Source organism: Paenibacillus sp. Z3-2 (assembly GCF_054161325.1).
In genome coordinates, this window is the sequence record NZ_CP096397.1 from 1,679,280 (window position 1) to 1,703,998 (window position 24,719).

General features: G+C 43.8%; 34 protein-coding genes and 1 pseudogene. 30 read left to right on the forward strand and 5 right to left on the reverse strand.

Annotated elements, in window-relative coordinates; all coding sequences use genetic code 11:
- Window positions 1–93: 93 nt before the first annotated feature.
- The 3 genes from M1D71_RS07360 (at window position 94) to M1D71_RS07370 (ending at window position 2,143) form a co-directional block, all read left to right on the forward strand.
- Window positions 94–663 (forward strand): NUDIX hydrolase, encoded by a 570-nt coding sequence (locus M1D71_RS07360; protein ID WP_458125892.1) that lies wholly within the window; start codon window positions 94–96, stop codon window positions 661–663.
- A 158-nt stretch (window positions 664–821) separates the two neighbouring features.
- Window positions 822–1,829 (forward strand): phosphotransferase, encoded by a 1,008-nt coding sequence (locus M1D71_RS07365; RefSeq protein ID WP_458125893.1) that lies wholly within the window; start codon window positions 822–824, stop codon window positions 1,827–1,829.
- Between the two features lie 20 nt (window positions 1,830–1,849).
- Window positions 1,850–2,143 (forward strand): RNA polymerase alpha subunit C-terminal domain-containing protein, encoded by a 294-nt coding sequence (locus tag M1D71_RS07370; protein WP_458125894.1) that lies wholly within the window; start codon window positions 1,850–1,852, stop codon window positions 2,141–2,143.
- A gap of 22 nt (window positions 2,144–2,165) precedes the next feature.
- Here the strand turns inward: M1D71_RS07370 and M1D71_RS07375 are convergent, their stop codons facing one another.
- Together M1D71_RS07375 and M1D71_RS07380 are read right to left on the reverse strand one after the other, a co-directional pair.
- On the reverse strand, window positions 2,166–2,348 hold the full coding sequence (locus M1D71_RS07375; protein ID WP_458125895.1) for a hypothetical protein: 183 nt from the start codon (window positions 2,346–2,348) through the stop codon (window positions 2,166–2,168).
- A gap of 188 nt (window positions 2,349–2,536) precedes the next feature.
- Complete coding sequence (locus tag M1D71_RS07380) at window positions 2,537–2,701, reverse strand: hypothetical protein (protein ID WP_458125896.1); 165 nt, start codon at window positions 2,699–2,701, stop codon at window positions 2,537–2,539.
- A 300-nt stretch (window positions 2,702–3,001) separates the two neighbouring features.
- Between M1D71_RS07380 and M1D71_RS07385 the strand changes: the two genes are divergently transcribed.
- The 7 genes and pseudogenes from M1D71_RS07385 (at window position 3,002) to M1D71_RS07415 (ending at window position 9,387) form a co-directional block, all read left to right on the forward strand.
- The gene (locus M1D71_RS07385; RefSeq protein ID WP_458125897.1) at window positions 3,002–3,508 is read left to right on the forward strand and encodes a DUF2569 domain-containing protein; all 507 of its coding nucleotides are present in this window, start codon (window positions 3,002–3,004) and stop codon (window positions 3,506–3,508) included.
- Between the two features lie 127 nt (window positions 3,509–3,635).
- The gene (locus M1D71_RS07390; protein WP_458125898.1) at window positions 3,636–4,250 is read left to right on the forward strand and encodes a histidine phosphatase family protein; all 615 of its coding nucleotides are present in this window, start codon (window positions 3,636–3,638) and stop codon (window positions 4,248–4,250) included.
- 25 nt (window positions 4,251–4,275) lie between these two features.
- On the forward strand, window positions 4,276–4,737 hold the full coding sequence (locus M1D71_RS07395) for an N-acetyltransferase family protein (RefSeq protein WP_458125899.1): 462 nt from the start codon (window positions 4,276–4,278) through the stop codon (window positions 4,735–4,737).
- Window positions 4,738–5,060: 323 nt separating this feature from the next.
- The gene (locus tag M1D71_RS07400; protein WP_458127196.1) at window positions 5,061–5,261 is read left to right on the forward strand and encodes a GNAT family N-acetyltransferase; all 201 of its coding nucleotides are present in this window, start codon (window positions 5,061–5,063) and stop codon (window positions 5,259–5,261) included.
- Between the two features lie 734 nt (window positions 5,262–5,995).
- Window positions 5,996–6,984, forward strand: a pseudogene (locus M1D71_RS07405) (radical SAM protein).
- Between the two features lie 376 nt (window positions 6,985–7,360).
- Window positions 7,361–8,374, forward strand: a complete 1,014-nt coding sequence (locus tag M1D71_RS07410; RefSeq protein WP_458125900.1) for a phosphodiester glycosidase family protein — start codon at window positions 7,361–7,363, stop codon at window positions 8,372–8,374.
- Window positions 8,371–9,387, forward strand: a complete 1,017-nt coding sequence (locus tag M1D71_RS07415) for a GtrA family protein (protein ID WP_458125901.1) — start codon at window positions 8,371–8,373, stop codon at window positions 9,385–9,387. Before M1D71_RS07410 ends, M1D71_RS07415 begins: the two co-directional genes overlap by 4 nt.
- 150 nt (window positions 9,388–9,537) lie before the next feature.
- Here M1D71_RS07415 and M1D71_RS07420 read toward each other — a convergent pair whose 3' ends face one another.
- From M1D71_RS07420 to M1D71_RS07430, 3 genes are read right to left on the reverse strand one after another with little or no spacing between them, the layout of a single operon-like run.
- Window positions 9,538–10,992, reverse strand: coding sequence for a PTS transporter subunit EIIC (locus M1D71_RS07420; RefSeq protein ID WP_458125902.1), 1,455 nt, complete (start codon window positions 10,990–10,992; stop codon window positions 9,538–9,540).
- Between the two features lie 30 nt (window positions 10,993–11,022).
- Window positions 11,023–11,529 (reverse strand): PTS sugar transporter subunit IIA, encoded by a 507-nt coding sequence (locus tag M1D71_RS07425; RefSeq protein WP_458125903.1) that lies wholly within the window; start codon window positions 11,527–11,529, stop codon window positions 11,023–11,025.
- Entirely contained in the window at window positions 11,526–12,410 is an 885-nt protein-coding gene (locus M1D71_RS07430) for a PRD domain-containing protein (RefSeq protein WP_458125904.1), read from the reverse strand. Before M1D71_RS07430 ends, M1D71_RS07425 begins: the two co-directional genes overlap by 4 nt.
- Before the next feature lie 296 nt (window positions 12,411–12,706).
- Between M1D71_RS07430 and M1D71_RS07435 the strand changes: the two genes are divergently transcribed.
- The 20 genes from M1D71_RS07435 (at window position 12,707) to M1D71_RS07530 (ending at window position 24,718) form a co-directional block, all read left to right on the forward strand.
- Window positions 12,707–13,417 (forward strand): AAA family ATPase, encoded by a 711-nt coding sequence (locus M1D71_RS07435; protein ID WP_458125905.1) that lies wholly within the window; start codon window positions 12,707–12,709, stop codon window positions 13,415–13,417.
- A gap of 52 nt (window positions 13,418–13,469) precedes the next feature.
- Entirely contained in the window at window positions 13,470–13,958 is a 489-nt protein-coding gene (locus tag M1D71_RS07440; protein ID WP_458125906.1) for a cysteine hydrolase family protein, read from the forward strand.
- Window positions 13,959–14,076: 118 nt separating this feature from the next.
- A complete protein-coding gene (locus tag M1D71_RS07445; protein WP_458125907.1) occupies window positions 14,077–14,394 on the forward strand; it encodes a helix-turn-helix domain-containing protein in 318 nt (105 codons plus the stop codon).
- Window positions 14,382–15,218, forward strand: a complete 837-nt coding sequence (locus M1D71_RS07450; protein WP_458125908.1) for an IS3 family transposase — start codon at window positions 14,382–14,384, stop codon at window positions 15,216–15,218. Before M1D71_RS07445 ends, M1D71_RS07450 begins: the two co-directional genes overlap by 13 nt.
- 476 nt (window positions 15,219–15,694) lie before the next feature.
- The gene (locus tag M1D71_RS07455; RefSeq protein WP_458125909.1) at window positions 15,695–16,054 is read left to right on the forward strand and encodes a hypothetical protein; all 360 of its coding nucleotides are present in this window, start codon (window positions 15,695–15,697) and stop codon (window positions 16,052–16,054) included.
- Complete coding sequence (locus M1D71_RS07460) at window positions 16,030–16,398, forward strand: hypothetical protein (RefSeq protein ID WP_458125910.1); 369 nt, start codon at window positions 16,030–16,032, stop codon at window positions 16,396–16,398. The genes M1D71_RS07455 and M1D71_RS07460 overlap by 25 nt, the downstream gene beginning before the upstream one ends.
- A 9-nt stretch (window positions 16,399–16,407) precedes the next feature.
- Window positions 16,408–16,608: a hypothetical protein gene (locus M1D71_RS07465; protein ID WP_458125911.1), complete on the forward strand. Its 201-nt coding sequence runs from the start codon at window positions 16,408–16,410 to the stop codon at window positions 16,606–16,608.
- Window positions 16,609–16,730: 122 nt separating this feature from the next.
- Window positions 16,731–17,162 (forward strand): hypothetical protein, encoded by a 432-nt coding sequence (locus tag M1D71_RS07470; RefSeq protein WP_458125912.1) that lies wholly within the window; start codon window positions 16,731–16,733, stop codon window positions 17,160–17,162.
- A gap of 249 nt (window positions 17,163–17,411) precedes the next feature.
- Window positions 17,412–17,927, forward strand: coding sequence for a GNAT family N-acetyltransferase (locus tag M1D71_RS07475; protein WP_458125913.1), 516 nt, complete (start codon window positions 17,412–17,414; stop codon window positions 17,925–17,927).
- 31 nt (window positions 17,928–17,958) lie between these two features.
- The gene (locus tag M1D71_RS07480) at window positions 17,959–18,369 is read left to right on the forward strand and encodes a hypothetical protein (protein ID WP_458125914.1); all 411 of its coding nucleotides are present in this window, start codon (window positions 17,959–17,961) and stop codon (window positions 18,367–18,369) included.
- 210 nt (window positions 18,370–18,579) lie between these two features.
- Window positions 18,580–19,215, forward strand: a complete 636-nt coding sequence (locus tag M1D71_RS07485) for a hypothetical protein (protein WP_458125915.1) — start codon at window positions 18,580–18,582, stop codon at window positions 19,213–19,215.
- 488 nt (window positions 19,216–19,703) lie between these two features.
- The gene (locus tag M1D71_RS07490; RefSeq protein ID WP_458125916.1) at window positions 19,704–20,156 is read left to right on the forward strand and encodes a hypothetical protein; all 453 of its coding nucleotides are present in this window, start codon (window positions 19,704–19,706) and stop codon (window positions 20,154–20,156) included.
- Between the two features lie 33 nt (window positions 20,157–20,189).
- Window positions 20,190–20,693 carry a DUF4188 domain-containing protein gene (locus M1D71_RS07495; RefSeq protein WP_458125917.1) on the forward strand — a complete coding sequence of 168 codons (504 nt, stop codon included), beginning with the start codon at window positions 20,190–20,192 and terminating at the stop codon, window positions 20,691–20,693.
- Window positions 20,694–20,717: 24 nt separating this feature from the next.
- A complete protein-coding gene (locus M1D71_RS07500) occupies window positions 20,718–21,218 on the forward strand; it encodes a hypothetical protein (protein WP_458125918.1) in 501 nt (166 codons plus the stop codon).
- A 205-nt stretch (window positions 21,219–21,423) separates the two neighbouring features.
- Complete coding sequence (locus tag M1D71_RS07505) at window positions 21,424–21,870, forward strand: LytTR family DNA-binding domain-containing protein (RefSeq protein ID WP_458125919.1); 447 nt, start codon at window positions 21,424–21,426, stop codon at window positions 21,868–21,870.
- Window positions 21,867–22,277: a hypothetical protein gene (locus M1D71_RS07510; protein ID WP_458125920.1), complete on the forward strand. Its 411-nt coding sequence runs from the start codon at window positions 21,867–21,869 to the stop codon at window positions 22,275–22,277. The genes M1D71_RS07505 and M1D71_RS07510 overlap by 4 nt, the downstream gene beginning before the upstream one ends.
- A gap of 15 nt (window positions 22,278–22,292) precedes the next feature.
- Window positions 22,293–22,715 carry a hypothetical protein gene (locus M1D71_RS07515; RefSeq protein WP_458125921.1) on the forward strand — a complete coding sequence of 141 codons (423 nt, stop codon included), beginning with the start codon at window positions 22,293–22,295 and terminating at the stop codon, window positions 22,713–22,715.
- The gene (locus tag M1D71_RS07520; protein WP_458125922.1) at window positions 22,705–23,118 is read left to right on the forward strand and encodes a hypothetical protein; all 414 of its coding nucleotides are present in this window, start codon (window positions 22,705–22,707) and stop codon (window positions 23,116–23,118) included. Before M1D71_RS07515 ends, M1D71_RS07520 begins: the two co-directional genes overlap by 11 nt.
- A gap of 189 nt (window positions 23,119–23,307) precedes the next feature.
- Complete coding sequence (locus tag M1D71_RS07525; RefSeq protein ID WP_458125923.1) at window positions 23,308–23,817, forward strand: hypothetical protein; 510 nt, start codon at window positions 23,308–23,310, stop codon at window positions 23,815–23,817.
- A gap of 61 nt (window positions 23,818–23,878) precedes the next feature.
- Window positions 23,879–24,718 (forward strand): hypothetical protein, encoded by an 840-nt coding sequence (locus M1D71_RS07530; protein WP_458125924.1) that lies wholly within the window; start codon window positions 23,879–23,881, stop codon window positions 24,716–24,718.
- Window position 24,719 lies beyond the last annotated feature (1 nt).

The window sequence follows — 24,719 nt, forward strand, 5'->3', positions numbered from 1 at the left end:
AGGCTTAAGGGCAGAGCGCGTAAGAAGAGGGTCACGTATTCCCGGTGGGAAGGTGGCCTTCTTTCTGTATTTTCGACTATAATTGGAAGAATAGTGGAATTAGATAGAGAGGAACGGATGCGGATGAGCAGCTTGAGTGCGGAACTATTTCCGGCGCTGAGTACGTCGATTCATTGGGGAATTATTGAGGCGGAGTTCAGATTGAATGAGATGGTGGATGAAACGCTGGTGAGCAACATTAGCATCATTCCATTTGTCGGGGATCAATGTGTCGTCTTTCAACTGGATAATGGAGATTGGGAGCTGCCTGGGGGGACGCTTGAAGCAGGTGAGCATTATATGGATGGACTGAAGCGAGAACTGATGGAGGAACTTGGGGCAGAAATGCGGTCCTATCAGATCTTTGGTCAATTCTATTGCACATCAGGTGCTTTGGAGTCATATCGACCGCATATCCCACATCCCAATTTCGTGCGGATCATCGGATATGGAGATGTTGAACTTATCGGAGATCCGCTGAATCCGGAGGATGGTGAGCAGGTGGTTGCGGTGGAAGTCGTAGAGATCGACGAGGCGATCCGAAGATTCCAGGAACAGAATAGATATGACATTGCGGAGATGTACCAACTGGCTTATGTACTGCGAGAAGAAGCTAAACAATGAGAGGCAAGGAACAGATATTCTAATTCCGACACCTATAGAGGTAATGATAATTTGAGATAAAATGAATAAGTCAATCAAATCATTCATGTGGAATTTGATTCATAGCGGGGAACCAAGACTAGGGATACGATCACTACAAAAATGAAAGGGGATAACGTATGAACGATACTCAATACAATTTAAATTTTGAGAAACTGTGTAATGAATTAGAGCTTGGTGAATTGATCAGTTCGCCCAAACCAATCTCAGGTGGACTTCTTCATCGAATGTACGCCATTGAAACTACGCAAGCTAATTATGCAGTTAAGGCATTGAACCCTCAGATAATGATAAGACCTACTGCAGTGCAAAACTATATTGATTCAGAAAAGATAGCAAACGTGGCAGCTGAACATATCCATGCTCAACCTGCAAAAAGGTTAAAGGGTACTTCTATGCATAACTTTTATAATCAATTCTATCTAATATTTGATTGGATTGAGGGTCAACGTTTGGAACAAGATGAAGTTACTATCAATAACTGTTCTCTGATAGGAATGATCCTTGCAGATATCCACAAAACGGATTTTAGACAACTAGAATTGGATAGTTCACAGGCGACTAATTCTAAAAAAATAGATTGGATGTTTTATCTGAACAAAGGAAAAAATGAGAATTCGGAATGGATTGAGATTTTGAATTCCAGTATGGATAAGCTGTATGAGTGGAGCACGAAGGCTAAGAAGTCATCTTCAATGCTAGCATCCGAGAATGTTATTAGTCACAGAGATCTGGAACCTAAGAATGTGATGTGGAGACAAGACAAACCTATTATTATCGATTGGGAATCGGCAGGTTATATTAATCCGATGCATGATCTGGTAGAAACAGCTGTGTATTGGTCAGTTGATAGCTCCGGAAGTATAAACAAGGAAAAGTTCTTGGCTTTTATAGGTGGATATAAGAAGCGAGTGGGGAGTCTAACAGCCAATTGGGAAGTGGTTCTGGATAATGGTTTTGCTGGAAAGTTGGACTGGCTCGAATATAGTCTTAAACGGTCACTGTGGATTGAATGTACGGACATAGAGGAACAGCTAGTAGGAACATCACAAGTCATTTGGACTTTAGAGGCTTTGAAACAATACGAAAATATGATTTCAGATATTAAGAACTGGTTGAATACTTAATTCAGAAGGGGGATGCCCACATGGTAAACGATAAAGGAACAATCAGAACATGCGAACAAGGACATTCGTATTATAAAAAAAGTGATTGCCCAACCTGTCCGACGTGCGAAGCTGAACGTAAACCGACAGAGGGATTTCTAGCCTTGTTGTCAGCTCCCGCCAGACGTGCCTTGGAGAATGAAGGCATTACGACACTACTGCAACTTGCGGAATACACGGAAAAAGAGATCCTGAAGCTGCACGGAATCGGACCGTCTGCTATGCCCAAACTGCGGAACGCTTTGGAAGAAGAGGGATTGTATTTTAAGAGATAATCCTCTTCATGCTTTCCTTCCTCTAATCCAAAGCGGCAGTAATCTCCTCCATTGTTATCTGGTACAGCAAGTTACCTTCACTGAGTAGCAGACGATGTTGGCGAAAATCCTGTTGTATCTGCTTGATGGACTGATCATCTTCATTTAACAAACCAATCTTCTGTCCACTGCTTAATCTTCCGGGTTTCTCCAATTTCTTAAGCACAAACTTCCCATGTTTACCGTACCCGCGTGTCCATCCCAGACCAGCAGATCATATGATCCAATTGGATCGCTCCATCTGTAGTTACCTAATATCCCTTCATCGAAGTAGCTGGTCCAAATCGTTCCCTTCTCTGTGACCTGTACACTCTGAATACTGTCTCCCAGGAAACTCGCGAATTGTATTTCCGTCTAAGTCACATACCGTGCTCCGACGAGCAGCAGATGATCATGTAATGGTTGTACGTAATGATAATTGAACGTCTGTACCCAAATGACAACTTCCTCGATAGTTTGATCTGTCACAATGAGCACTTTGTACGTGTAGCTTTGGTTTAATGTGGTCTGAACGAACATACCTCGTTCCCTTTCGGGGATCTGATCCATCATCAGCACCTAGACAAGACCATCACTGCCCCACTGGGTGGAAAGTATGATGTTATGAAATTGATGCTTCTTCCTTGACACACGTAGTACAATAAGGAAGTTGTGTCAAATTCTATATAAGAGGGAGGACGGAGAGTTAGCTAAAAACGAGTGTGAGAACATACATACATGTACGTGAACAACGGAGGGAAGCACTTGTAGATTTCAGATGTTACGAAGACAAGGAAACTCACCTCAGAAAAACAAAATAGGATAAGGAAGTGTTACGAAATGGAACCACATATTCAAGAACAAAAAACAGATTACCGTCCACTAGGCGTCTCGGGATTGGGCGGTTGGCTGATTCTCATCCAGATTGGATTATTTCTTACGGTAATTCTGCTTGCAGTGCAATTACTTCAACAGATAATACCCACATTCACAACGGAGACTTGGGAAATGCTAACTTCCAAACAATCGGACTACTATCACCCGTTATGGGGTCCGGTACTTATTTTTGAGATGGTGTACAATACGCTGTTTTTATTATTTAGTGTCTACACAATTTTTGCGTTTTATAGCAAGAAAGCAATATTACCCCGTCTGATGATCATCTTCTATGGTCTCAGTCTGATTGTTGGAATTATTGATTACCTATTATTACTCCAGATTCCGTTAGCAAAAGAATTGGAAGATGGAAGCTCGATCAGAGAAATTGCTAAATCTGTAATCACTTGCGCCATCTGGATTCCTTACTTTATCAAATCAGTTCGAGTTCATAACACATTTGTAAGATAAATGGTAAGCAGGAAATACCCGATCTTGGATAGAAGCTATCTGAGGTCGGGTTTATTTTATATATGCCGGGCTAGTCATACAGTGTAAAGGATATTGTTCATTATAGAAGTGAAAAGGAGGAGAGATCTTGAAAATTTATCTGGTAAGGCATGGGATGGATGAGGAAGGGTATCGAGGAGGATGGAGTGAGCGTGGACTTACGGAACAGGGGATCAATCAATCCAGGAGACTGGGAGAGTATTTGCAACATCATCCTGAGGAGTACAACATACATACGATTATTAGCAGTGATCTTCCTCGTGCAGTCCAGACAACACGGGAAATTGAGAAGAAATTAAACATGCAGGCTAGCTTAATGAAAGATTGGCGGGAGATGAATAACGGAGATTTGGCAGGTATGCTTCATAAGGATGCGGGAGTGAATTACCCAGGCGTTTATTTCAACACCCTTGAGATGGATTCCCCGTTTCCGGGAGGAGAAAGTCCAAGGGATTTTTATAGCCGGATAAGCACAGCTTTCGAGAGTCTTTTCAAAGGTATGGAGGAGGAAAAAGTAAAGTCCAATGTTCTGTTAATTACTCACGGCGGAGTGATTAACATCCTGTATTATCTGCTTGAGAATAGGGAATGGAGCAATAAATCCAGCTTTTATCCCATGGACAACACCAGTGTACATACCGTTGAAAAAGGAAGGCATGGTTGGAAACTTAGCAGCGCAAATGGCTTGAGTCATCTAGATTAATTGTTTTACCTTGGAGGGAACTCAGATGAACATCAAACAAACACTGGATCACGAGCTAATAAGTCGACTTAATCACGAAGTGCAGACTCTGCACGCCACCATGTATCCAGAACATTTCAAAGCATATGATTATGATGCAGTTAATCAATTCTTTAGATCTATCATGACTAACGCGAATTTCCAGTTCTATGTTCTTGAACAAGCTGAGAATGTACTCGGTTATATCTGGTTTGAGATCAAGGAGTATAACGAGACTGCTTTCAAGAAAGCATATCGTTCCATTTATATTCATCAACTCAATATTCTGAAGGAGTACAAAGGTAAAGGACTAGGGAAGAGATTGATGGACAAAGTGGAGGAAATTGCTGGCTTGAATCATATTAAGAAAATTGAACTAGATTACTGGTCGAGGAATGATCAAGCGAAGGGTTTCTATGAGAAGAACGGATATACACAATATAGAGAATTGGTATATAAGGATCTGTAGATCGAAGGACATCTTTGATAATACGTAGGAAAGGGATTAATTTTTTTGATAAAAAGAATTACAATTTAGTGCTGGTTATTTCGATATTCGTCTATCTGTTATAGATTTCAGTGTAGTGAATTAAAGGGAGGATGAATCTATGAGAACGATTGAAAGCTTCTTCGTACCATTTCCGATATTAGAAACCGAACGAACGTTGCTCCGCTTAGCTATGATGATCTGGAGGATATGTATAGTTACTGTGCTGTACCTGCTATCTCGGAATTCACCACTTGGACGCGCATCAGAGCAAAGAAGACACAAAAGCTTTTTTAGATTTTGTCATGACTCGGTATGAGATAGATCTAATAGGCCCATGGGGGATTGAAGATAAGCAAAGCAAGAGGCTGATTAGTAGTTGTAACTATTTAGGGTGTGATAGCGATAACAGAAGAGTCGAGCTGGGATATGTCTTATCTGACCAATATTGGAATCAAGGCATCATGACCGAAGTCGTGAAACGAATCGTCCCATTTTGGGTTTGACGAAGTGGGACTCGAGCGAATTCAGGCCAGTGCTATTTTAAAAGAAGACTTCTATACTCGTATTAAATAAAGAACGTGAATGTCTACCAGTGCAAAGATAGGAGAATTCATTACAAAGAGGGTATCGTGGATGCCATCTCGATTGGGTTTATAGGGTCTGCCTCCTTCTGCATTTTCAGGGGGGAATAGATATTCAATCCGTTCCAGTCAGGTGAGCGAGGAACATTAATCTAATTTTACCTTATGTCAACATTAATAATACAAATAAATCTATTTAATACTATAAAATAGAATATATAGTCATTTAAGGGTTGTTTGTGAAATGATGAAGTTTGAAGGGAGATTCTTCTGTGAAAAAATTAAACGGGTATGTAGCGAATTAAAATGAAATTGAAAATTTTCCTTAAAAACTTCTTAGGATTCTTCATACTCTCTGCCATATTGTTTATCGGAATCAATATGTTATTATGGCATAGGACTTGGGTTGAGATCGATCATTGGGCAAACATAATTAATGCTACTATACTTAGCTTAGTAGTAGACATTTCTAAGGCAAGAAATAACTAAAATCACCCTAACTGACTATGATATACTCAGCGCCATACAAGTAATATGTTTGGTGTTGAGTTTCTTTCGCGAGGGGGGTTATGTTGTTTTCCGGCATGAAACGTACATAATGTCATATCGTCAACTAGGCTCCTTCCGCTATAATCTTCAAGTTATCCAAACGTGGAATGAATGAAGGAACCAGGAGGTACAACGAATTGATAGCCAAAAACAGATATAAATCACTCGAACTGGAGACACCCGGCGTATATGAGCTGGAAGGACTTGAGGTGGGAGTGACATCGAACTGCAACTATAAATGCGACTATTGCTGCGCCTACAATCGGGATGATGGAGCGTGCATCGATAGTCAGGAAGTGATCCGTATTATAAGTGAGCTTCCTCGTCTCAAACGAGTGCGATTGTCCGGGGGTGAAGTAACCCTGAAATATCAGGATTGTCTGGAAATCGTGACGTACTGCGCGGCACATGGCATCGATACGCAATTGAACAGTAATGCCAGTCTGCTGACAGAAGAACGGATTCTCGCGTTGCATGATGCAGGCTTGTCCAACATTCATATCTCGTTCAATTATACGGATGCGGAGGCCTATGCTGCGTACTACCGTGTGCATCCTCGCATGTATAAGAAACTGGAGCAGAATATCCGTTTGTGTACGGAAGCCGGTCTGGAGACGATATTGGAAACGTTGCTGTTTGAAGGTAACCAAGCGAACATGCAGGCCATTAGCGATAAGGTGTATGATCTGGGGGTGCGCATCCATGAGATCCAGAACAGCATTAAGATGCCGCATACCGATTGGAGTCAGATTGTATCCAGAGAGAGTCCCTTATTCGATCTGTAACGGAGCTGATAGAACATAAGAAGCCAGATACAACGCTCTATTTTACCTGTATGGATCGGTTCGCTGAACAGTTGAATTTGCGTGAACAACCCGGTGTGTATTTCTCTAATTGTGTGGATGGCACGAAACAGCTGCACTTGCACGGCAACGGGGATATTCTCATCTGTGAGTTATGCCATCCTGTCGTGATTGGCAACATCTATAATGGAACGTCGTTGAAGGATATATACGCTCAGCAGCCACCGGCGTTAACAGAATTCTTGGAAAAGCGGCCTTGTCCCGCGTACGATGCTCTTTTTGCAGACGCATAACAGGAAGACCTGTTGAAGATATGTGTGTTAAATAAAATATGCACTATGACCTTTAGGGTTCTATAGATTGAAAATCAAGGTGATCTGATTTCCTCAATGGGAAAACGGATGGCCTTTTTTGATTGAACTATTCATTTAAACAATAACGGAGAGGACAGAAAAAACCTGAAAAAGCGAAGCGTTCGCCTTTATCCCCGGATTTTCCCCTTTAGTAAAGGGAATCAAAAAAATCTGGGGGTAACAGCGATTGGAAGGTTGTTCTGTCATCGTAGTGTCAGTGTAAATAATCTTTAGTCCAATTGATATGGTTTCAGATTCATTTAAGCTACCCGGCCTAATATGGCCTTAAGAACTTAGATGAAGAGGTGAGCTTCACATGATGAAGATCTATGAAAAACCAACCCGGAAAGACCCACATAAAAGACCGATCTCCCTAAGAAAGCGCCGATGGCTCATTATTACTCTTGTCATCGTGCTCGGGGTAGGTGGAATCCTGTACAGCCTGGCTGACCGTTACCTGATCCGGCATGTACAGGTGGTTGTAGCGGATGAGAACGCGGCAACGGCAGCAACGGACAACATCAATGATTCCAGCAGTACTTCGACCACCACGACGGAAGTGAACGCAACGTCAGATGATTGGAGTTATTCGAGTGATGATATGAAGGTCAGTATTGAAAAGGTACAGACTGGCTATGGCTCGGATCAGATTACGTATTATGTTGCTGATGTTCAGCTGACGGATGCAAGCAGTCTGCGAACTGCGCTGGCGGACAATAGTTTTGGAACGAACATTACCGAAAATACGTCAGAGATTGCCGCTGCAAATCATGCGATCTTTGCCATTAATGGTGACTACTACGGATTCCGTGATGATGGTGTCATTATTCGAAATGGAACATTGTACCGGGACAGCCCAACGCGGGATGCACTTGCCCTGTTCAACGACGGAACGATGAAAACATATAACGAGAACGAGATTTCTTCCTCGGAACTGCTGGCCGAAGGTGTGACCAATACGTTATCCTTTGGGCCCATACTGATTCAGGATGGCGAGATCGTCAGTGGTTTTAGCAGTGTGAAAATCGATAATAACTTCGGTAATCGCTCCATTCAGGATGCGAATCCAAGAACAGCGATCGGCATGATTGCTCCGAATCATTACGTCTTCGTGGTGGTGGACGGACGGCAGGACGACAGCCGTGGCATGACTCTGGCAGAACTGGCCGATGTCATGAAAGGCCTCGGAGCAACCGAAGCCTACAATCTGGACGGTGGCGGTTCATCCACGATGTATTTTATGGGCAGAGTCGTCAATAACCCGCTAGGTCGTAACCAGGAACGTGGCGTAAGTGATATTCTATATCTGACGGAGGGACAAGGATCATGACGATATTAATTCCATCATATGAACCCGATGTACGTTTACTGAATCTTGTTCTGCAACTGCAAACATTTAAACTTGGTCCCATTGTGATTGTGGATGATGGCAGTGGCCACGGGTACCGTGGGATTTTTGAAACGGCAGAAGCCTATGGCTGTACGGTTCTGACACATCCCGTAAATTTGGGCAAGGGAAGGGCATTGAAGACAGGCTTTCAGCATATTAAAGAATATGGACCTCAGAGCGGTGTGGTGTGCGCAGACAGTGACGGACAGCATCTGCCACATGATATTAAGCGTATCTTCGAAGTGCTGCTCGCACAGACGACACCAGGAATTGTACTCGGTAGCCGTCGCTTTAGCGGGAAAATCCCAGCACGCAGCCGTTTTGGCAACACAGTCACCCGGGCAGTTTTTTCGCTCACGACAGGTACCAAAGTATATGACACGCAGACGGGTCTTCGAGGTTTTCCTTACTCTATGCTGGACTGGCTGAATCAGATTCCGGGGGATCGGTTTGAATACGAGATGAACATGCTGTTAACGGCACACAAGGAAGGGTATGAAATTACGGAGGAATTTATAGATACGGTGTATCTGGATCACAATGAGTCTTCCCATTTTCGCCCACTGGTGGATTCGTTCCGGATCTATATGCCAATCCTGATGTTCAGCACATCTTCGGTGCTGTCTGCTCTGATTGATTTTGGATTACTGTTCATTATCCAGTATTTCACGCATAATCTGTTTCTGTCGGTTGTTGCAGCAAGGCTATGCAGCTCCATCTTCAACTACACGATTAATCGGAAGTACGTATTCTCTGCTGGACGGACCACCTCAAAGGTTCGTCAGTCTTTACCCAAATATTTCTCACTCGTCCTACTGGTGCTGCTATTAAACTACGGTTTACTGTATTTTTATAATGAAAAATTAATTATCCCGCTACTCGCAGCCAAGCTGCTGACCGAGGTATCCATTTTCCTGTTCAGCTATTGGGCGCAGCGCAGATTTGTCTATTAACACAGAGAGAGTTGGTCATATAGCTTGCTCTTTTTTCAATCAAAACCGTTTCAAAAGAATATCCTGCGCTTCTTGGCTAACAAAAAAGGTCGAGAACAGGGGTAAGCATACCCTTGTTCTCGACCTTTTACACTCACAGGAGGACGAGCGTTACATCAGCTTCTTAATCTCATCCTTCAGGATTTCGGACTGGGTGCCGAAGATGACCTGCACAGCTCCACCACCGAGCCTCATGACGCCGGAAGCGCCAAGCTGTTTGAGCGCCCGATCGTTGACGGCTTTGTCGTCCCTAACAACTAGCCGGAGGCGAGTGATGCAGGCGTCAATGCTCTCGATATTATCTGTTCCCCCGATCTCGGCGAGCACTTTGCCGGCCTTGGTGTCGGCAGACGCTGCCACGGCGGAAGTATCAGTGGGGGGATCGGCATCATAAGCGTCATCCTCGCGCCCCGGCGTTTTCAGGTTGAACTTGACAATCATGAACCGGAACAGGAAATAATAGACGACCGCAAATGCGAGTCCGACCGGGATCATGAGCAGCGGATTGGTCGACAGCTTCATGTTCACGAGGTAATCGATCAGACCAGCAGAGAAGGCGAAGCCCAGCTTAACATTCAGCAGGTACATGATCAGGGCCGCTGCACCGGTAAGAATAGCGTGCACCACATACAGCAGAGGCGCCGCGAACATGAAGGAGAACTCGAGCGGCTCGGTAATACCCGTTAAGAACGAAGCCACCGCTGCGCCGATAAAGATCGAAGCGACCATTTTGCGCTTTTCAGGCCGGGCTGTATGAATCAAGGCCAGCGCCGCCGCCGGAAGAGCGAACATCATAATCGGGAAGAAGCCAGACATGAACATGCCTGCCGTAGGGTCTCCGTTGAAGAAGCGGGTCAGGTCGCCGTGCACGACTTCCCCGGCTGCATTGGTATAATCTCCAATCTGGAACCAGGCGATGGAGTTGAGGACATGATGCAGACCGAGCGGGATGAGCAGGCGGTTGGCGATCATGAACACCATGGAGCCAAAGCCGCCAAAACCTACAATCCAGGCGCCGAAAGCGCCGATGGCATCTTGAATCGGGCTCCAGACCATGCCGAACAGGATGGCCAACACCAGCATGGAGCCGGCGGTGACCATTGGCACAAAGCGTTTGCCGGAGAAGAAGCCGAGCCAGTCAGGAAGCTTGATATTATGGTGTTTTTTATACATATAGGCTGCAAGCAGTCCGGCAAATATCCCGCCCAATACACCCATATCCAGCTTGACATCGTCAGGAATATAGCCGAATACACCTGGAACGGCTCCCAGAATCCGCGTCAGCACCATATAAGCGATCAGGGCGGAAAGAGCGGCGACTGCATCCCCCGCCAGTCCGATTGCCACCCCAATGGCGAAGATGAGCGCAAGGTTGCCGAAGATCGCCCCCGCTCCCTCATTGAGGAATGGAACTACATACTGATTAAGAAATCCCCCGATCACGGGGCCGAGCGGAATGTCCTTTTCATAATTAAGAAGACCGAGGCCTTGAAGAATACCTGCCGCAGGCAGGGTTGCTACAGGAAGCATCAGGGATTTTCCCAGCTTTTGCAGTGCTTTCAGCATATTGTTCTTCCTTTCTTTTTTTGATTTAGGTTATTTGGACAAGCTGACTTTCATAATAGTTCCCATGCCTGCTTCTACGCTGCCATACTCCGGGTGCGACTCCCACGGCTGTTCTGCCGCATTCGCAACGATGACAGGGGTGATGACCGGATAACCGGCCGAAACGATCGCATTCAGGTCAAATTCAATCAGGGTCTGACCGATAGTAACCTGATCTCCGGTCTGCACTTGGGGTGTGAAGCCCTGTCCTTTCAGGCTGACAGTATTCATACCGATATGCAGCAGCAGCTGCAGCCCGGAAGCATGCTCAATCATTACGGCATGGTGCGATTTGATCAGGTGCACCACAGTGCCGTCGATAGGGGCGACCAATCTGCCCTCCTGGGGAATCATTGCAACTCCCGGTCCCATAAGTCCTTGCGCGAACGCTTCGTCGGGCACTTCTTCCAAACTGACGCAGGTTCCGGTGAGCGGGGAGGCGACGGATATTGTTTCAGATGTTTTGGCAGATTTGTTGTTTTTCCATTTCCAGATCATTGTGTGTGGTCCTTTCTGTTGTTGGTTTTGGCATGGGTTTGAAAAAGCCGATATAAATGCATGGCGAGAAAAGCCGTTTCTTCCTCGGGCACTTCTGTACCCAAATCCTCGGCCATTACAGCGCTCAGTTTTCTGGCCAGCTGGTATTCGGACGGATATTCATTTTTCACATATTGTGCGAAGGTGGGGGCCGTCATCGACTGCTGATACAGGCGTTCCATGGAGAAGCGCAGGTGTATCATGAGTCTTGCCTGGCTAAGGCTGCCCTGCTCAAAGCGAACGCCACCCTCCTCTTCAATAATGGACTGAAGCTTGCTGATCACATTGGATACCTTAACCAACTGTCCGACAGGGACGTGATTTACGGAGGAGTACACATGGTATGTCAGGAACCCGGCCTCATCCTCCGGTACCTCTACGCCAAAGGCCTCTCCGATCATGGCCGCCGCTTCCAAGGCGATTTCGAATTCTTTCGGAAAACTGAGCTTTGTCTCCGTAAGGAAAGGATTCAGAATCTCCATCCCGTTGCGGATACGATATAAGGTGAACTGAATATGACTTGGAAGAGCAAGGTAGATCTTGTCATTCAGCTTACCGGGAAACTGATCAGCGATGAGACGGATAATTCGGTCAGAGATGTCGATGACATTGGGGTCCAAGTCCTTCATCAGCTCCTGCGCCTGCCCCCACTCCTCCCGGTCTTCCAGCCGGAACCTTTTCTCAATCCGCGGATCATCGGCCTGAACGGTGCTTTCCACCTTGAACGCAAATCCCAACCCTTTGCCGATCAGTACGTACTCCTTGGTATTCTGGTGCGACCGGGCCAGAACAATATTGCTGCCGACGACCCGCTCCACCTGCAGAATCATTCCTTTACTCACGGTTCACCGCCTCCTCGTTTCTAAAGTTAACGCTTTCAGGCCTCCTGAACGCAAAAAGAGCCAAGAAGCGAGTATAGTCTCATGTTCGCTTCTTGGCTCATGCCCTCTGGGATGGTAACACGCCAATTCGTTTTATATTTTATGCAGAACGATCTTCCTACATAATATAGAAGCTGATCTGCCACTGTCAACCATAATTTTGTCATCCGTCTGTTCGTCGTTTAATATAGGAAATGTGTAAATGAAAGGTACCTGCCGTAGATGGATCCAAATCTAACATGAATAGGAGTATGCCTATGTATCTTCGAAGTGTGGAACTCTTGTTGTCCAAGATCGAGAATCGGGACCAATATCCTTTTGACATCCCCTCAATCCGGTCTTTGGAACGGTTGGAGTTCACGAATAACATTACTTTTTTTGTAGGTGAAAATGGTTCAGGGAAATCTACGCTGCTGGAAGGCATCGCTCATCAATGTGGATTCAATACCGCAGGGGGCGGCAGGAATAATACCTATGAGACACATGCTTCGGAATCCTCGCTCGGGAATTATCTCAGACTGGCATGGTTGCCCAAAATAACGAATGGCTTCTTCATGCGCTCTGAATCGTTCTATCAATTCGCATCGCATGTCGATGAGATGCCGGCATCGCTTCCATATTATGGCGGGCGTTCATTGCATGAACAATCTCATGGCGAGTCTTTTCTCAACCTGTTCGTCAACCGCTTTAGTTCCAAAGGCATCTATCTGCTCGACGAGCCCGAAGCTGCTTTATCCCCAGCAAGGCAGCTCTCTTTATTGCGGATTCTTCATGATCTGTCAGGCACTTCGCAGTTCATTATTGCGACGCACTCACCTATTCTGCTCGGGTATCCGGGGGCGGAGATTTTAAGTTTTGACGATAACCATATTCAAGAGGTAGTCTATGAGGATACCGATCACTACCAGATTACCCGCAGCTTTCTGGAGAACCGTGACCGGATGCTGAATGAATTATTTAAGGATTAACTTGAGATTGTGATGCCAAGATTAAAACTAAATTTTTGTGAGGAGAGATTGGATGAAAGTAGGTTTGCTGATTGTTGATATGCAAGAGAGTATTGTGCGGAAAAAGATGGACCAGAGATCGATAGACCATGCCTGCGAGTACATTAATCATGTGGCTAACGTGCTGCGCTCGAATGATCATGTGGTCGTTCACGTGCAGGATGTGGAGGGCATGGAGGAGGCACCACCGGAAGAATATCGTATTATTCCCGAGGTAGATGTGAATGAGAAGGATATCACAGTTATCAAAGAAGCTTCCAATGCCTTCTGGCAAACTGATCTGGAGCAGGTGTTAAAGAGTCACGGAATTGAATTGGTGATTATCGCCGGTTTTGCTGCAGAGGAATGTGTTCTATTCACCTACAACGGTGCGATGGAGCGAGGTTTCCGTCCGGTGATGTTACAAAATGGAATTCTTAGTACACATCCCGAAGCTGTGACTTCAACGTACAGGGATCGCAATGTGATCTCATATCCTGTGGTTGATTATCTAATCCATTAAGTTGGATACTTGGTGAAAAATAAAGACAAGAGCACCGACCGGACCTGAAGTGCACCCCTTAGAATAGACATTGGAAAAAACCCTGGGTTTAACCGATAAATTCTAGGGGGTGTATTTTATGGGACAAAAGTTTAAGACATACTCTGTTGCAATGAAAAAAGAGGCTATTCGTCTTCACGTTGAAGAGAAATGGACGTATCGCCGAATTACGGAACACTTGGAGATTCAGGATGCAGATCGTGTGAAAAAGTGGATGAAGAAATATAGGGAGCAAGGTGAGTTTGGACTACTGGATGGGCGGGGGCGTCGGAAGCAATATGTGAGTCAGGATCGGTATGTGCAAAACCTGAAACGGGAGAATGAATTGCTAAAAAAGTGCTTGGCAATCTGGAAGGAGGAAGCAAACAAGAGAGATATCAGATCATGGAAAAAGTAGCCGCATGCGGAAATATCGAGAAACTTTCACTCGTGTTAGGTGTGTCCCGAAGTGGGTATTACGCCTATTTAAAGCGCAAACGAATCGATCGCGATGCGAAGGCAAAGAAGCAAGTGCTCCAAGCTTATCAGCGTTATGAAGGAGAATATGGCTATCAGCAGATTCAGTTATTCCTCTGGCAAGATCAAGGGATTTGGATGAATCATAAGAAGGTGCTTCGTCTCATGCAAGCACTCGGGATTCAATCTCGAATTCGCCGTAAGAGACGTTTTAGAGGCTCGTATATAGCAGCTGTGCGTGTAGCAGAGAACCGTTTGAAAAGGGATTTTACTGTGGAAAAGCCAAACCAGAAATGGGTAACCGACATTACCCAGTATCGTGTTGGAGAGCGCTGGGTGTACCTGTCGGCCATTAAAGATCTGTTTAATAACGAAATTGTGGCTTACGAAATCGGCGAACGCAACGACAATGAACTCGTGCTCCGCACACTCAGCAAAGCGTTTGCTAAGCAAAAAGACGTAACCGGACTGGTCGTTCACAGCGACCAAGGATTCCAGTACACGTCTCATGCTTACCACGACATGCTGCCAAAGGTTGGCGCCCAAATCAGCATGTCTCGTCGAGGCAATTGCCTAGACAATGCCTCCATTGAGAGCTTCTTCTCACATCTTAAAACGGAAGGACTCTACCCTTATCATATCCGAACGATCGTCGAAGCACAAAGCAAAACTGAGAAATATTTTCGTTTTTACAACCGAAAACGGCCACAACGAAAACTAAAAAAACTGACGTCGGTGGAGTACCGACGCCAATTTGCCGCCTAGGGTCTTTTTTAATCTCTTTGCAGCATGACCACAACACTATATTTTGTTCGTGTTTATGTTTATGTATACCTTTAGGGACGGGTTTTCGTACTTAGTATGTGGAATTTGTTTCTACGGTGTGTCGTCCTTATAGGCAGTTATTCTAACTTTTTTTTGGACTTTATGACAAAATAATAAATAAAAAAGTAACTATTTTCCTTTTTGGGTGTCTATATATGTGAGGGGAATCCTCAAATCTGGTTATAAGGAGCGTGAATGTTATTGAAATTTAAGAAGACTTGGTTAATTGCGGGTACGTTTGCCCTAAGCTTCAGCTTAATGGGCAACGTGTCAGGAGACCAACTCAGGGCAGGAAAAGAAATCCAAATTCGGGCCTAGGCTATCGAACTGGTATCTAAGCAATTGCATACAGATGGTATCAATCTTGAAGAGGAAATGTTATGACGAAATATTAAAAAATAGGAGTTTTTTTAATTATGTTAAAGGCGAAAAAGGTCTTTTTGCCAGTATTAATGATTTTGTCTATTTTCTGTTTAAGTTTATCTCCAAATTTGAGTGTTACAGCACAAGCGGATAACAGCCAAGATTTTGCTGTAGTTATAGGTAATGAAGCCAAGGAATTGATCGATGCAACGCTACATGGAGTAGAAGCAGGTGAAATTGAGAATATCGCCCCTGTGTCTGCTTTTGATTTGGAAAAATCGAGTGTGTACACGGTTGGCGGTGGAGTTACGGTTGTTACAGTTCCTTTGCATGGGGATTATAGCCTTCCTAGTAACGTAACAGTATTCTTCGATGAGGATAATACGTATTGCATACAAATGAAATGTTGGTGACCAAGAATGAGGCAGGAAACTTCCGAGTTGAGACGTATTTGAATGGATCAGTTGTTAAATCCGTGGACACTGACAGACCTTATATCACAGATGAAGAAATGCTTGCAGAAGAGCCAGTTAACTCTGGAATTCAACCGCAGAGTGTAGGCGCAGTGGCAGGTTGTCTTGGAGCAGTGCTTGGCGTTGGTGGTACGGTGGCTTATATTATTGCTGTTGCGTGCGGTGGTTCGTGTGCAGTACCGACACCAGTGACTGCTCCGATATGTGCTGCATGTATTGGTGCATATGCAGCTCTTGGTGTTGGTGGTATCGCTGGAGCAGTAGCTTGTTTCAATTACCTGTGAGGTGATTCGATGATCAAGATTTTAGCGTTCTCGATTTTGGGAATGGGTTTAACTGGTGCCGTTTTAATCATCTCAATTGCTCTGTTATTTAACCCCCCAATAGGAAATGTGTTGAAGATGGTTACTGCTGCTTCAACATTATCTTTTATTATATTTGCTGTCTCGGCTTTGGTATTTCGTCGGCGATTAGATGCTGAAAAAAGAGAGTAATATATTTATACTTCCTCAATTTAGGACGCATGATTCCTAGTAGCAATCCTAACAATGTTTCTACTCAAGAAAAAGGCATCTCCTGGAGATGCTTTTTTTCTTTCAGCGAGAAATAAGCGAAAATGATGAAACATTTAATGCGATCACCAAATAGCCAAGAACGGCGACCCGTTGGCCGCCCGTCCCAAGGGATAACGAAGAAAGTTTCGCTCACGCTAATAAAAGAAGAATGGAACGAAATTGAGCAGTCGGGCCTAACCCCCGGAGCCTTCGTAAAAGATAGAATGAAAAAAGACGCTGTTCCGGAAGCCAGCTCCCCACAGCCCCCCAGTACACAATGGGAACGGGAACGCAGAATCGTTGACTATCCCCGGCGTTACGCGGAAGAACGTTGGGATATTTACCGAAGCTTTTCGAGTGAGGAAGAGCTGGCGACTGATGAAATAATAGAAGCCGCAAAACAATCCATGTATAAAGTGCTGTACCCGAACCAAGCTGAAAATGCTGTCCTGGAGACACGAGATCAGTATATTTGCCCGTTTACCGGGAAGTGATTCAGTTCAATGGATAAGCTTGTCGGCTTACAAAATGGGGTCTTGACCAACCCTGTAAAGGGTCTATTTTTATGCACATATGTACATCCCCACAACGACAGTTATGGTTACTTCACGATTTAAATCAAACTTTGCCTATATCTGCCGTGATTGAAACGATATATTGAGATCAGGGCACAGCAAGCAGGCTGTGGACATCGGTAAGGTCGTGATGGAACACTAACTAACTAACTAAGGGAGATGTGTGCAATGAAGATGAACGTACAAATCACGAGCATTTTGGCAGAACAGAAGGAACTGTTCCTCAACCTGTATAACTTGTATTTATATGACCTGTCCGAATTTTCTGGTGAGGATCTGCTTGAAGAGGGCACATATGATCCAACGAATACGTATCTCTACCTGGAACGCGAAGAATTACATCCGTTTTTGATTCAGTATGAAGGGAAAATTATTGGATTCGTGCTGGTGTGCTCGCCCCCATATGTGCCAGAAGCTGTGGATTACACGGTGCAGGAGCTATTCCTGGTCAAAAAGTATCGCGGACAGGGGCTGGCAGCACAAGCAATTGACTTGGTGTTTGCTCAATTTCGGGGTACATTCAAAGTAGAACAGCTTGCTAACAATGCAGCAGCGGTCTCGTTCTGGAAAAGATATTATGAGCAGCATCAGATTGAATATACCGAGTCTGAATATAGCATTGAGATTGACAAGATCGCTGGTAGCCACCGGATTTTGTCTCAGACTTTTGTGCGTGGAATATAGATATCCTAATTAAAATTAGAAGGTGATTCGTTTGTTTATTATGGTAGCAACCAGGAATTTGAAGTGGGTCTCAGGTGTATTTCAGGCAGAAGATGTAGCTAGACAGTACATGGATCTAATACCTGATGAGCTTAAGGCGTATCAGGAATTCATTCAGATAGAGAATATCACATATCCTTTTTATGTTATAGAGCGTCAGGAATCTCCATTTAGGTTTCTTGGCAAAGATGGAGTGATTGCACTTTTCGATAAAACAGATGTGTCAGAGGATGAAGATGAGGTGCATTTCAATATCTACTCGATTGATTCAGATTATAGACCGAAGAAACCGGGTACGGATTATATGGGCATTCTGAGACATGCTCATGTGACCAATGAGTTAATCGAGAGGTATCGTGAAGAAGGGACATCATTTCTGAATACCGAAGATTTTTTAATATAACCAAATTTATTATCAAGATCCTATTTGCTTCTCCTGAGTTAGGAGGTGGACAGGATCTTTTTCAATTTCCATTTACCAATACATGGGTTATGATGAATTAAGAGGATTGGACAGATATTGAATTGACACATGTACAAGAGAGTGAGCACTTAGCTTTGTAAATCGTAGAACATCATAGTTGAGCCTTTTAATAAAGAAAGGAGTTTGTAAATGCCTTGGCCGATGGTTCATTTTGCAATTGCATCCGAATTGATATCCAAGCCATCCCCTGAATTGTTATTGGGTAGCCTCGCTCCTGATTCCATTCACGTAAGAACTAATCTTCGTACTGAGAAGGCAAAAACCCACCTCATGCCAGAGGCAGGAAGGTTCGCAACAGACGAAGAACTTAAAGGATTTTTTGAGTCCAATAAGAAGTTAGCTTATAGGGATCCCAAATTCCTGCAATATCTGTGCGGTTACATCGCCCATATCTATACGGATCGCGTGTGGACTTTCGATATTTATCCTGCATATGAAGTCCACCCCAATGGAAGAAGCGTGTATACACAGGATGTCACGAAGCTGGAGTTTATGATTCTACGGAATTGGAACGGGGTCCTTGAATGGTTAAATGAGCTGAACGTGGGAAAAGCATTTGAGATAGGTGGATTACTGGAATCTGAGGTGTATCAGTATAGGGAAGAGAAGCTTGAGTTTTTAGCTAATCCTGATAACGAACCCTTGGGTGACTTAAATATTTTATCTATGGAAGTTATGGACAAGTTCATACATACAACAGGATTAGCGCTAAAACAATTGTATACAGAATGGAATGTGTATGAAGATTTACGCAGCACTGTGTAAGCAAGGGAGGGATTTACCTGAAGGTATACAGGAAACAAGTACGCAAAATTGTAGTGAATGATACACTGTTCCTGTACGTTGTGGATGAGCAAGCGTACGATATCGTCATTCGGGTATATTTGAATGCGCTTAAATCTACATTTGTAGAGTTCGATGTTGCTTGGGAAGATACATGGGATATATTTGTCTATGAACCCAAACTGATATCCAACCTTATTCAATATGCAATAAGACATGGTTGGGACCACCAACAGAAGAATAACAGAATGAAATTCAAAAATGCGACAAGCATCGTAAGAGTTTTAATAGCAGAGAAACAAACATAATACAAGGGGCATGAACACAATCATTGTGTTAAATTTGGTGTATGCCGTTGGTAAGGATATCGGGGCATGGCTTTACCACCTGACTCATTAGAAGATAACTGTAATGAAAGGCATGGTCTTCAGTTAATTCTGCATCATAGAATCGCATAAAGGAGGATGACTATGGACATCGTTATGACGCTTGAACCACACGGATGGATGGATATTACGATCCAACCTAATCAAGGAGAACAGATTGAGATTCCGGTTTCTTTTTTGTCGGATGCGGTTGATGAGGTGGCACGGCATATCGTTGCATTGCACAAAGGAGCAGCTGAAGTAACCATGACCATGCAGACCGAACCTGGAGAATATCGATTCTGGATCAAGAAACGTTCACAGGTAATCGTTCAATTTATGGTATATGAGATGAGTGATAACTTTAGCCCAGAAGACGTCACAAAGGGTCGGTTGATCATGTCCGAGGAGTTAACTCTGGTCAAATTGACCAAGCTGTTCTACAGAGAACTAAGCAAATTGAAGGAAATGGGACCGGAGGAATATCACAAAAGGTGGAGTTTTGATTTCCCCTTGGATGCCTATGAGCGGATAGGAAGGGTCGTCCAGATCCGATGAAATCGAATGTTTTTGACGAGAAGGAGGGGTGGCGTGCCGAATATATATAAGGGAAGATATTCAGCTCAGATCGAGGGAGAATTTGTTGTTTTTATTATCGGAATGAGGATCAATCGTCTGTGGGCTATACATAAATGGCTGCCTGTTTTTAAGTCCATGGGCCCGATGATTAAAGAGCTGTATATGAATCCGGAGACTGGATTTCTGAGTACAGAGTATTTTATAAGCTGGCGTGGGGTGACGCTGCTACAATACTGGCGATCTTATGATGAATTGGAGAAATATGCACGAGGTGGACTGCACTTGGAAGCCTGGAAAAGATTCAATCGCTCCATTGGTTCCGATGGAACTGTAGGGGTCTATCATGAAACATACAAAGCTCAGTCGGGTTCGTTCGAGACCATATATGCCAACATGCCAAAATTCGGATTAGCTAAAGCGTCTGATCATGTGCCAGCGACAGGCAGGATGGAGACATCCAGACGCAGAATGGGTGGAGAGAATGACCCGGCAGTGGAAGCACCAGAGAATCCTTAAACGTTGAAAAGAGAGGGGAATGTTATGAAGGCTAGAGTACGAGCAGAAGATATACATTCAAAGCAACTTAGCTGGTTGTGTATTGAACCCATGCTTGTTTCTGTACGGGGCAGAGATATGGCCGCCAAAACAGAGATATACCGACAGTTACATGAAGGGCAACAAGCCCTATTTCTGTTCTATTCCTATCATAATCACACAAAGAGTCTGGCAGAGTTTTACTGGTTTTCGGCGTATAACATCATCGAGATCAAGAGTTGGAATGGGATTAAAAAAGGGATGCACTTTTTTCATTTAGATGAGATGGTGACTGTATTGGACCAGATTGAAAGTCTCATAACGGACAAAAATAAAGTGGGTGAAGAGTGGCGTGAGGTGTTAGCAACGGATCTGGAGAAGGACTCGATGTTACTCCAGAGAACAGAGGCATTGTATGCTGCATATCAGACTGCGGCAGAAGCAGCTATAACACACATGAACAAGATGATCCTGCAAAATCAGGAGATGTATCTGGAGGTTGAGTAGGTTAAGGCAGCACCTTGATAAAAAAGGATAGCTCATGCCTTGAATACTCTGGATGAGTACATAGAAGAACTGCTCCTATGGAGTGGTTTTTTTATTGTCTACGTAGTGCTGATGCAACAAACCTGCAAAATCATGCAACAAAACGCAATACAGTGGGATAGTCATAACTATGCTTGTAATATGAGTTGTGAGAGGAGGGCAACACGTGAAAGTCATTTTTGAAGAGAACACAGCAATTGAAAAAAGGGTGGTCAAAGTCATAACTCATCCTGAGGAGAGGTCGAAGTGGGATCGGATTCAGAAAGCGATCGGCCAATCAGAAACCCAACTAACGGTCATCCATGCCAAGAACAATCGCAATGTACAGATTCAACTGAGCTCGGTGGTCGCCATTGAGTCAGAGGATCGGATGTGTTGTGTACGTGTGATTACAGGTGAGAGATACCTGCTTAACAAACGTTTGAAATTTGTGGAAGAAGACCTGGATGACGTCCATTTTGTGAAAATTAATAATCAAACGATCATCAACACACGGCATATCACTGCATTCTCTGCAACAGACCATGCTCGGATTAAGGTAGATCTGAGCGATAGTTCCAGTTACTTTGTCAGTCGATTTTATATTAAAAACTTTAGGGGGAAATTATCATGATGATGCAGCTTAGGCTTTCCTTTTTTCAAGTATTTACCGTTACTTCACTCTGGGTGACCTTGCTATTGACCCTATTCTATAATGATCAACCCATCGAAATGGGCTATCTGTGGAATATTGCCGGCATTTCAGCTATTGCAGCTGTTTTGTTTGGCGTGATGTACAATGCGCTCTGGAACCATTTTACGTTAAAACCGGTATGGAATATTGTTATATCTTCTACCTTTAGCATTACAGGAGGCATGGGGATCGTATGGTTATTCTCCACGGAAATGTTCCATTTGATTGCTCCCTGGTTCCCCGGCATGTGGTTGTTATCCATTGTGCTACACATCATCGCTTTCTATTTTTATGCTAGAATGGATAGCAGGAAAAAAGCGGAAGAGTTAAATAACATTCTCAAGTAGGAAATGAGAACAAGTATGAACGAGGAAGAACTGCCAAGTTTGCATGACAACATTATATTAAGCTACGAAGTCGATTTAGAGAACGAAAGAATCAGGATGCGTACTCGTTCTAGTCATGATGTGCCGAAAAATATGGATGTCTTATTCTCTGGTGTAATGGCCCATGCGTTTGATACACCCCTCCATGACAGCATTATTTTGGATCTGGATGAGTGGGATATAGAGCATTTTATTCCTTATAATCGAGAGTTGTTAGAGTCGGGAGTGGGTCAGGGATGGCCTGTCAATTATGATTCGTATGGCGAATTACAAACGCGGCTGATAGAGGAGAAATACAAGTACATGGTGATCTCATCCTCGTATGGATTGAGTGGTTGGGTTTTGGCGAAGAACGTAGAGATTTCTGTTCAAGAAACGGGTGAACAGGATGAAGGATGAGAACACACAGCATGGTGGCAAGAGTGGGGCAGGACTAAGAACGGGCATTGTTGTGTTTGTTGTTCTGTTCGTTATTCTGGTCATGACCAATCCAAACGAAGAGAAATTTGTTGCATGGCTCGCAAGTGAACATGACATCCATTCTTCGTATAATGTAAATGAAGGCAGGACGTTTACACAGACGATCGAAGGTGCGGAAAAGACACTTCACTATAAAGGTGGACATATACGGCATATGGGGATCTTTTCAACATATAGTTACCTTTTTTCGGATAATGAAGAAAAAGAGATCCAGATTGAAGCGGTCGGCATAATGAATATGCTATTAAAGATAGTTAGATTGATTGTAGACAGTTACAAAAGTTGGGCGAAAGTTCCGCTGATATCCACGCTCTTTGCATGATATAACTCGTGCAGAGAAGCGTGTTTTTTTGCGTGCCTTACTTCATCTGTTCGCAAATCCCACATTATGGGTTATGATGTACCTTGAGAGAAAATTTTACATACATAGGAAGTCTTCGTTCCGTTCTAAATACAAGGATTAAAGTCTTTACCGAGGTAACGTTATCCGTCTCTAAATGGAGGGCTGATTATGAAAAAGTTAACCGTAGTTTCATTATTATTTCTACTTCTGGTTGCCTGTCAGAACAAGGAAAACACTGAAGATGCACAGCAATCAATACATTCCTCGGCTCAAAGTGTCACAGAAAAAGAGACACAACAGAATGAAGAAATATTGACATCCCAAGAGGAGGAAGACATCCCGCCAGAGTACCTCGATGAAACAAACTATACAGGAGACAAATTGGAAATTGTCAAACTTATGAATGCCCGTATGCGTTATTTACACGAAAGGGACGAAAAGAGATATATGAATCTTTTTGATCCAAAATCTCCTATATCGGGCATGGGAATCTACAAAGTTATCAAGGTTACTTCCATGAGCAACATAACTATACAGGAGCAAAGGAAGCTCTATCAGGCAGTGGTGACGGTTAACGAGTTAAAAGAGAACGACGAAGAGTATAGCAATACGATGGTGTTTTGGAAAAAGAAAGAAGATGGCGATGCTACGCAATGGGTTATTGCAGATATTGATTGATAACATAGTGGCTGATAGATGGAAGATCCATATCATCACACAAAAAAAGGATGATGTAATGATGGCTAGGAGATTAATACTCATTGAAGGATTGCCAGGTTCAGGCAAGTCAACAATTGCCAAAATGGTATCCGAAATTTTGATAGGACAGGGCAAGAAGGTACAACTTTTTCAAGAAGGGGACCTGGGTCACCCTGCTGATTACGAAGGTGTTGCTTTTTATCATACTGGAGACTTCGAGGCCCTATTAACCACGCATGAAAAATACAGAGAGATTCTGGAAAGCAATGCGATTGCCCATGATCAAGGTTCCCTGATTCCTTATCGTAAGATGAAAGAACAACGGGGAATAGAGCTTCCCAATCACATTGTACAGGAAATTTTCAGCCGAGATATATACGAAATTCCTTTTGAGCAAAATGTGAAGCTGATCACCGAGAAGTGGCAAGATTTCACCGAAAACGTGTTAGGCACGAATGATGACTCCATCACGATATTTGAATGTTGTTTTATCCAGAATCCACTGACCATGGGTCTTGTAAAGTGCAATCAATCCAAAGAGCAGAACGTGCAGTATGTATTGGAACTGGGGCGTATCATCCATGCTCTGAAACCACTTCTCATCTATATCGACCAGAAGGATATATCATATACCTTTGAAAAGGTGGTCAGTGAAAGACCAAAAGCGTGGTCAGAAGGTTTTATTGACTATTATACGAATCAGGGATTTGGGCAGGCACAGGGTTATTATGGTGTTCAAGGTACGGTACAGGTTTTGCAGGAAAGAAAGAAGCTGGAGTCCGAAATCTATGGCTTACTTCAGATGGATAAGGTATGGCTGGATAATTCGGATTATGACCGCGAGGTTTGTAGGCGCAAACTGGAAAAGATTCTGGCGTAAC

Coding starts and splice junctions, on each gene's coding strand:
- M1D71_RS07365 (WP_458125893.1), top strand. CDS start 822: ATGAACGATACTCAATACAATTTAAATTTTGAGAAACTGTGTAATGAA.
- M1D71_RS07370 (WP_458125894.1), top strand. CDS start 1,850: ATGGTAAACGATAAAGGAACAATCAGAACATGCGAACAAGGACATTCG.
- M1D71_RS07380 (WP_458125896.1), bottom strand. CDS start 2,701: ATGTTCGTTCAGACCACATTAAACCAAAGCTACACGTACAAAGTGCTC.
- M1D71_RS07385 (WP_458125897.1), top strand. CDS start 3,002: ATGGAACCACATATTCAAGAACAAAAAACAGATTACCGTCCACTAGGC.
- M1D71_RS07395 (WP_458125899.1), top strand. CDS start 4,276: ATGAACATCAAACAAACACTGGATCACGAGCTAATAAGTCGACTTAAT.
- M1D71_RS07400 (WP_458127196.1), top strand. CDS start 5,061: ATGACTCGGTATGAGATAGATCTAATAGGCCCATGGGGGATTGAAGAT.
- M1D71_RS07410 (WP_458125900.1), top strand. CDS start 7,361: ATGATGAAGATCTATGAAAAACCAACCCGGAAAGACCCACATAAAAGA.
- M1D71_RS07415 (WP_458125901.1), top strand. CDS start 8,371: ATGACGATATTAATTCCATCATATGAACCCGATGTACGTTTACTGAAT.
- M1D71_RS07420 (WP_458125902.1), bottom strand. CDS start 10,992: ATGCTGAAAGCACTGCAAAAGCTGGGAAAATCCCTGATGCTTCCTGTA.
- M1D71_RS07425 (WP_458125903.1), bottom strand. CDS start 11,529: ATGATCTGGAAATGGAAAAACAACAAATCTGCCAAAACATCTGAAACA.
- M1D71_RS07435 (WP_458125905.1), top strand. CDS start 12,707: ATGTATCTTCGAAGTGTGGAACTCTTGTTGTCCAAGATCGAGAATCGG.
- M1D71_RS07440 (WP_458125906.1), top strand. CDS start 13,470: ATGAAAGTAGGTTTGCTGATTGTTGATATGCAAGAGAGTATTGTGCGG.
- M1D71_RS07445 (WP_458125907.1), top strand. CDS start 14,077: ATGGGACAAAAGTTTAAGACATACTCTGTTGCAATGAAAAAAGAGGCT.
- M1D71_RS07450 (WP_458125908.1), top strand. CDS start 14,382: ATGGAAAAAGTAGCCGCATGCGGAAATATCGAGAAACTTTCACTCGTG.
- M1D71_RS07455 (WP_458125909.1), top strand. CDS start 15,695: ATGTTAAAGGCGAAAAAGGTCTTTTTGCCAGTATTAATGATTTTGTCT.
- M1D71_RS07465 (WP_458125911.1), top strand. CDS start 16,408: ATGATCAAGATTTTAGCGTTCTCGATTTTGGGAATGGGTTTAACTGGT.
- M1D71_RS07470 (WP_458125912.1), top strand. CDS start 16,731: ATGATGAAACATTTAATGCGATCACCAAATAGCCAAGAACGGCGACCC.
- M1D71_RS07475 (WP_458125913.1), top strand. CDS start 17,412: ATGAAGATGAACGTACAAATCACGAGCATTTTGGCAGAACAGAAGGAA.
- M1D71_RS07485 (WP_458125915.1), top strand. CDS start 18,580: ATGCCTTGGCCGATGGTTCATTTTGCAATTGCATCCGAATTGATATCC.
- M1D71_RS07490 (WP_458125916.1), top strand. CDS start 19,704: ATGGACATCGTTATGACGCTTGAACCACACGGATGGATGGATATTACG.
- M1D71_RS07500 (WP_458125918.1), top strand. CDS start 20,718: ATGAAGGCTAGAGTACGAGCAGAAGATATACATTCAAAGCAACTTAGC.
- M1D71_RS07510 (WP_458125920.1), top strand. CDS start 21,867: ATGATGATGCAGCTTAGGCTTTCCTTTTTTCAAGTATTTACCGTTACT.
- M1D71_RS07515 (WP_458125921.1), top strand. CDS start 22,293: ATGAACGAGGAAGAACTGCCAAGTTTGCATGACAACATTATATTAAGC.
- M1D71_RS07520 (WP_458125922.1), top strand. CDS start 22,705: ATGAAGGATGAGAACACACAGCATGGTGGCAAGAGTGGGGCAGGACTA.
- M1D71_RS07525 (WP_458125923.1), top strand. CDS start 23,308: ATGAAAAAGTTAACCGTAGTTTCATTATTATTTCTACTTCTGGTTGCC.
- M1D71_RS07530 (WP_458125924.1), top strand. CDS start 23,879: ATGGCTAGGAGATTAATACTCATTGAAGGATTGCCAGGTTCAGGCAAG.